This window comes from Peptostreptococcus anaerobius 653-L, assembly GCF_000178095.1.
Lineage (GTDB): Bacteria > Bacillota > Clostridia > Peptostreptococcales > Peptostreptococcaceae > Peptostreptococcus > Peptostreptococcus anaerobius.
In genome coordinates this window covers 41,029-47,231 of the sequence record NZ_ADJN01000008.1, presented here as the reverse complement: position 1 = coordinate 47,231, position 6,203 = coordinate 41,029, and the positions used below count along the sequence as shown (strand labels likewise).

The following is a 6,203-nucleotide window of genomic DNA, read 5'->3' as shown; positions in this document are numbered from 1 at the left end:
CGTCAAAAAGGTTACAAAAAATGCGTTTTTTTGATAAATTTTTTGAAAAAGTCTTTACACAAGTAACAAAATGTTGTAATATAAGTACATGAGATTCAGAAAATAAGATTAAGACTTTGTAAATATGAAAAAAATGACATAAAAATAGTCTTTTGGAAAACTACTGTTTTGTAAGCAAGTATTGTTCAGTAGTTTAACGATAATAAATGAGAGGTGAGAATTTAGATGAAAAAAGCAATAACAGTGTTAGGGTTAGGTGCTGCAGCAGTTGCCATATCCGTTACTAATGCTAGTGCTTCAGAACAGCAGGTACAGAATAATGCTTTAGAACAGCAAGCACAAAATAGTACACCAGAACAGAAGCAGGCACAAACTAGTACACCAGAACAGAAGCAGGCACAAACTAGTACAAGCATCAATCTTAGAGAACAGCCAAGTGCAACTTCAAATAAGGTCTCAAAACTTCAGGCAGGTTCTAAAGTAACTATAAAGGAAAGTCAGAATGGCTGGGCTAACATCCAGACAGAAGACGGACAGTGTGGCTGGGTCAGCGGATATTACGTAACTGATGAAAATGGAAAGTCAGCAGTTCCAGCTGTAAACACTAAGGTTAATCCAGTGGCTCAGAACAATAACAATTTAAATAAAAAGACATTTAAAAATAAGAATATAACTAATATTAAAAATAATAGTGAAAATGTTCAGGTAGAAAATCAGAAGACTAGTCCAAGTAGCAACGCAAGTTCTTCAGCTATGGGTAGGGTTAACTCTTCAGTTGGCCTAAATGTTAGATCAGGAGCAGGAATTAATAACAAAGTTATATCAACTCTTAACAACAATGACGATGTAGAAATACTTGGTGAAGAGTCAGGTTGGTATAAGGTGAGACTATCAAATGGAACTATTGGATATGTTGGCGCTGGTTATATAGCTAAGACACAGGGGAATGTAACTAACAATTCACAGGGAAATTTAACTAACAATTCACAGAGAGATAACTCGCAAACAGATGCGGTAGCTGATAAAAATAAATCAGGTCTTACTCCTACTAAGGCAAGTGGTGCTGTAGCAAAGATAGCTCAGTCTCTACTAGGAACAAGGTATTCATGGGGTGGAACATCTACTTCAGGATTTGACTGTTCAGGATTTACTCAGTATGTATATAAGAAGGCTTTGGGTATTGATATACCTAGAGTTTCTAGAGCTCAGGCTTCTGCTGGTAGGGCTGTAAGTCTTGCTAATGCTATTGCAGGAGACTTATTATACTTTGACACAATGGGTAGCGGTACAGTAAGTCATGTTGGTATATACCTAGGAAACGGAAAGTTTATACACGCTAGTGGTACAGCTTCAAACCCTGAATATGTAAAAACATCTAGCCTATCTGAGAGTTGGGTAAAATGTTTAGGAGCTAGAAGATTTTAATTAAAATGAATAAGAATCTAAGGATGCTGATTTTTCAGCATCTTTTTTTTATTTTATCAACACTTTGTGATATAATTGATATAACTAGAATTTTGTTTAAAAGGAGCATAAAATGTACGAATTGTTGATACTACTATTGATATTTATAGACCAAATATCAAAGGTTAAGATAAAGGCTATTCTCGGTAATCGTGGTAGCATACCTATTATTGATGGATTTTTCAACCTTACCTATGTTGAAAACAGGGGGGCAGCTTTTGGTTTGTTTCAAGACAAACAAATGGTGTTTGTCCTAGTCGCCCTTGTGGTAGTAATAGTGGGCCTGGGTTATATACATAAGTCCAACATTACAAAGATGGCTAAGGTCTCAATTGCTCTTATAATAGCAGGTGCTGTTGGTAATGTTATTGACAGGGCTAGGTTAGGATATGTTATAGACTTTTTTGACTTTAGGTTTATATGGTCTTATGTGTTTAACTTCGCAGATATACTGGTTGTTGTTGGTACTATAATTTTGGCAGTGTATATATTGTTTTTTTATAAGGAATATGAGGGTGAGTAATGAAAGAAAAAGATTTTGAACTAGATACACTAGCACTTGCTGATGAAATAGATGTTGATGTTTATATAGTATCAGATGATGATGCAGACTCGAGACTTGATTTTTATATTGCTAGTCAATATAGGGATATATCTAGGTCCTACATACAAAAGTTGATCAAGGAAGATAGGATAAGGGTGAATTCTAAAATTGAAAAGGCTAGCTACAAGGTTAAAACTGGGGATAAGATTGAAGTGAATATGCCTGAACCTCAGGCCTTAGAGATAGAGCCACAGGATATAGGCATAGATATAGTCTACGAAGATGACTATCTTATGGTTGTAAATAAGCAACAGGGTATGGTTGTACATCCGGCACCGGGAAACCCTGATAGGACTCTTGTAAATGCTGTTTTATTTCATTGTGGAGACAGGCTTTCGTCAATCAACGGTGTTATAAGGCCTGGCATTGTACACAGGATAGACAAGAATACGTCAGGCCTGCTTGTAATAGCCAAGGACAACCAAACTCACCAGGGGCTATCTGATCAATTTAAGGTGCATTCAATAACAAGAGAATATGAGATGATTTGCATAGGTAATGTTGAATGGCAAGAAAAAACCATTGACGGACCTATAGGTAGAAATCCCAAGGACAGGATGAAGATGGCTATAGTAAAGACAAATGGCAAGAGGGCGGTAACTCATTTTAGGCTTGTTGAAAACTACGATGGATACTCTCACCTAAGTGCAAGGCTTGAGACAGGAAGAACCCACCAGATAAGGGTCCACATATCCTCTATAAATAGGCCTATATTGGGGGACAACCTATATGGCTATAAGGTAAAGACGTTTGCAAAATTAGAAGGACAATGCCTACACGCTAGGAAGTTGGGATTCATTCATCCAATAAGTGGGAAGTATATGGAGTTTGATAGTGACTTGCCTGAGTACTTTGAGGATGTATTAAATAAACTTAGGTAAGTACAGTGATGATATTTGATTATGAGGTGTAAAATGGAAAAGGCTAGGATAATGGATTCAAAGGCAGTCATGAGGGCTGTAACTAGAATAAGTCATGAAATAGTTGAGAAGAATAAGGGTATTGAGAATATATTTATTGTTGGGATTAAGACTAAGGGTATCCCTTTGGCAAAGATGATAGCTAAAAAAGTAAGTGAAATAGAGGGTGGAAATGTCATATCTGATTTTATAGATATAACTAGATACAGGGATGACATAACACATGATAAGATTAGAGATACTGTTGATGAGAGCTTTAGTCTTGATGTTGAAGGCAAGACTGTAATACTTGTCGATGATGTCTTGTTTACAGGAAGAACTATAAGGGCTGCTATGGACTATATTATAGACAATGGAAGGCCTAGCATGATACAGTTGGCTGTATTGATAGACAGGGGGCATAGAGAACTTCCAATCAGGGCTGACTATGTAGGCAAAAATGTCCCTACTTCTAGGACGGAATCTGTTCAAGTCAAGTTTGAAGAATTGGATGGAGAAGATGCAGTTATAATTTGCGATAAATAAGAATTAATAAGATTAAGAGGAAGGTTACATAAATGGCATTTGATGCGATAGTAGTAAATTCTCTTGCTAGGGAATTGAACGAAATGTTGGAAGGAACTAAAATTGACAAGGTCTACCAACCTGAAAAGGATGAGGTATGCCTTAAAATAAGGGCTGGTAAGGATAACTACAAGCTAGTATTGAGTGCAAGTCCATCGCACCCAAGGGTATATATAGCGGATAATTATGAAAAGCAAAATCCTAAAAAAGCTCCTGTTTTCTGTATGACACTTAGAAAGCATATACAGTCTGGAGTAATAGCAGGTGTTGTCCAGGTTGGCTTTGAGAGAATTATCAGGATAGCCATAGATTCATATGATGAGCTAAGGGAAAAAACAAGAAAGTACCTTTATGTTGAAATCATGGGCAAACACTCTAATATTATACTGGTTCACGATACTGAGAACAGGATACTGGACTCTATAAAGAGGGTTCCACCTAGTGTATCTAGGTTAAGGCAGATACTACCTGGTATGGCATATGAATTACCCCCAGTTCAAGACAAGATCAATCCTATGGCAAATATTGATAGGCAAGAATTGATTGATAGAATCAGGTCTTGTGATATGCAGATATTTAAGGCGATATATAGCAACATATTAGGCCTGTCACCTACAGTTGCTAGGGAGATATGTTATAGGCTAGATATAGACAAGTCAATGTCAAGTCTTGAGATAGGCGACGGAGAAATAGATAGGATTATAAAAGAGATAAATCTTATGTTTGGCAAGTTAGAGTTGGGTCAAGCATATCCAAATATGATAATAGATGAAAAAAGAGACAAAATAGTCGAGTTTTCATCTATAAAGTTAAACCAGTATGAAGACCTTACTGAGATAAATTTTGACAGGGTATCCCAGGCTATAGAGTCCTATTATATAAGTAAGGATATAAAGGACAGGATAAATCAGAGGGCTTCTGCCATGAAAAAGAGCCTTCAGATAAAGCTAGACAGGGTCAACAATAAGATTAAAAAGCAGAATCAAGAGCTGCTAGAGTCTGAAAAGGCTGATGATTACAGGGTCAAGGGAGAGATTCTAACTTCTTACATATATATGGTTCAAAAGGGTATGGAAGAGGTCGAATTGGATAATTTCTATGACAATAACTCAAAGATAAGGGTAAGCCTCAATAAAAATCTTACTCCATCTGAAAATGCTCAAAAGTATTTCAAAAAATATAACAAGCTGAAAAATGCAAGCGAAGAAATAAGTAAACAGATAAAAATCAACCTTGAAGAGTCTGAGTACCTAGAAAACAGTCTTCTTGCAATTGAAAACTGCGATAATGACAAGGACCTAAAGGAAATAAGAGAAGAATTGATTAGAGAAGGCTATATCAAGTCTTACAGGATGCCTAAGAAGGATATCAAGCCAAATACCCAGTACTTGAAATATATGTCAAGTGGAGGCAATCTTATAATGGTTGGTAAAAACAACAAGCAGAATGACTACCTTACACTTAGGTTGGCAGATAATGAAGACTTGTGGTTCCATACAAAGAACATACCTGGATCACACGTTGTCTTAAAGTGTGCTGGTAAAAAGGTCTTAGATGAAGAAATATTAGAAGCTGCAACACTTGCAGCCTACTACAGTAAGGCCAAGATGTCAGCCAATGTACCTGTAGACTATACAATCAAAAAGCATGTCAAAAAACCATCTGGTGCAAAACCGGGTATGGTTATATACGAGACTAATAAGACAGCCTATGTTACACCTAGCGATGAAGCAAAGGCTAAGATAAGGGGATATGAATAAGTTGTAAATAACCTTGGAGGTAACGGGATGTATTTTACTAATTCATCAGGATACAGGATCTACTATGAGGATTCAGGTGAGGAAAATTTAATACCAATTGTATTTCTCCATGCTTGGGGAACTAGCCACAAAGACTTTAGCTATAGCTATGATAATCTAGAGGGATACAGGAAGATAGTCTATGACCACAGGGGCTTTGGGATTTCAGATAGACCTGACAGAGATATGTCTCTTGGATGTCTTGCCCAAGATTTAAAAGAACTTATGGACTATCTAAAATTAGACAAACCTATCTTGCTGGGTTATTCTATGGGAGCCTGCATATTGTTTAAGTATTTCCAGATGTATGGAGATGGAGATATTAGGTCCCTGATAATATGCGATATGACACCTAAGGTAGTTAGTGATGAAGATTGGAATTTAGGTATAATGTTTGGAGACTTCAAGCAAGAGGACTTTATAAAGTCTGTTGCTGACCAGTTTGAAAATATGGAAGAAGCCTACTATCACATGTATACAAAGATTGATCCAGACCTCAAAAAGATAGACCAAAGAGTAGTTAAAAGGGCCATAGCAGGTGACTTGGCTGGTAACTCTTATTATTCAATAACATCTATGTGGTTTTCTATTTGTAGCTCAGATTTTAGGGAGGATATAAAAAAGATAAAGGTGCCTACCGGTCTTTTCTTTGCAAGTCCAGGGTCCCTGGTTAATCCTGAGGTGGTGAGATATCTAGAGAAAAATATAGAAAATACCTACACTTGTATATTTGAAAATTCAAGTCATGGATTTGTAAATAATAAGCCGAGATATTTTAAGATGGAGCTTGAAAACTACTTAAAAATACTGTAAAAGTATGGTATAATGGAAGTTACGAAATTAATTTATTGA

6 protein-coding genes are annotated in these 6,203 nt (G+C 36.4%); all 6 read left to right on the top strand.

Going from position 1 to position 6,203, the window contains the following annotated elements; all coding sequences use genetic code 11:
- The first annotated feature begins 225 nt into the window (after positions 1-225).
- Positions 226-1,425 (top strand): C40 family peptidase, encoded by a 1,200-nt coding sequence (locus tag HMPREF0631_RS00855; RefSeq protein WP_002842677.1) that lies wholly within the window; start codon positions 226-228, stop codon positions 1,423-1,425.
- Positions 1,426-1,537: 112 nt separating this feature from the next.
- A complete protein-coding gene (gene lspA / locus HMPREF0631_RS00850) occupies positions 1,538-1,987 on the top strand; it encodes a signal peptidase II (protein WP_002842673.1) in 450 nt (149 codons plus the stop codon).
- A complete protein-coding gene (locus HMPREF0631_RS00845) occupies positions 1,987-2,949 on the top strand; it encodes an RluA family pseudouridine synthase (protein ID WP_002842668.1) in 963 nt (320 codons plus the stop codon). The genes lspA and HMPREF0631_RS00845 overlap by 1 nt, the downstream gene beginning before the upstream one ends.
- Before the next feature lie 33 nt (positions 2,950-2,982).
- The gene (gene pyrR, locus HMPREF0631_RS00840) at positions 2,983-3,513 is read left to right on the top strand and encodes a bifunctional pyr operon transcriptional regulator/uracil phosphoribosyltransferase PyrR (RefSeq protein WP_002842680.1); all 531 of its coding nucleotides are present in this window, start codon (positions 2,983-2,985) and stop codon (positions 3,511-3,513) included.
- Positions 3,514-3,545: 32 nt separating this feature from the next.
- Entirely contained in the window at positions 3,546-5,312 is a 1,767-nt protein-coding gene (locus tag HMPREF0631_RS00835; protein WP_002842702.1) for an Rqc2 family fibronectin-binding protein, read from the top strand.
- Between the two features lie 27 nt (positions 5,313-5,339).
- The gene (locus HMPREF0631_RS00830) at positions 5,340-6,164 is read left to right on the top strand and encodes an alpha/beta fold hydrolase (protein ID WP_002842669.1); all 825 of its coding nucleotides are present in this window, start codon (positions 5,340-5,342) and stop codon (positions 6,162-6,164) included.
- Positions 6,165-6,203: the final 39 nt, after the last annotated feature.

Coding starts and splice junctions, on each gene's coding strand:
- HMPREF0631_RS00830 (WP_002842669.1), top strand. CDS start 5,340: ATGTATTTTACTAATTCATCAGGATACAGGATCTACTATGAGGATTCA.
- HMPREF0631_RS00855 (WP_002842677.1), top strand. CDS start 226: ATGAAAAAAGCAATAACAGTGTTAGGGTTAGGTGCTGCAGCAGTTGCC.
- HMPREF0631_RS00835 (WP_002842702.1), top strand. CDS start 3,546: ATGGCATTTGATGCGATAGTAGTAAATTCTCTTGCTAGGGAATTGAAC.
- HMPREF0631_RS00845 (WP_002842668.1), top strand. CDS start 1,987: ATGAAAGAAAAAGATTTTGAACTAGATACACTAGCACTTGCTGATGAA.
- pyrR (WP_002842680.1), top strand. CDS start 2,983: ATGGAAAAGGCTAGGATAATGGATTCAAAGGCAGTCATGAGGGCTGTA.
- lspA (WP_002842673.1), top strand. CDS start 1,538: ATGTACGAATTGTTGATACTACTATTGATATTTATAGACCAAATATCA.